Annotated in this window: 1 protein-coding gene; it reads right to left on the bottom strand. The window is 49.3% G+C overall.

The annotated features are described in order from the left end of the window. Positions 1-225 (bottom strand): paraquat-inducible protein A (locus HMPREF0308_RS12855; RefSeq protein WP_005532557.1); only part of this gene is annotated, 225 nt, incomplete at both ends.

Here is a 225-nt window from a genome sequence, read left to right as displayed (position 1 = left end):
ACGTAAATTCATTCCCAGTCGGTTACCAAACCATAAATAAGCTATGGAGGTCACCAGAATGAGCGGGGCACCAATAACGCAGAAAAAGACCATCGACCCCGTTATCGCATCGCCCTGTTTGGTCATTTGCCAGATGCCTTGCATAACGTTGGCGTCAATACGAATGCCTAACAGCCAGATATGCAACAGCGGTTCGCCCCAGGCAAACGGCATAAGCAACAGGTT

It is taken from the genome of Corynebacterium striatum ATCC 6940, assembly GCF_000159135.1.
GTDB classification, from domain to species: Bacteria; Actinomycetota; Actinomycetes; order Mycobacteriales; family Mycobacteriaceae; genus Corynebacterium; species Corynebacterium striatum.
The sequence above is the reverse complement of the archived record's forward strand: the minus strand, read 5'-3'. Positions and strand labels throughout refer to the sequence as shown.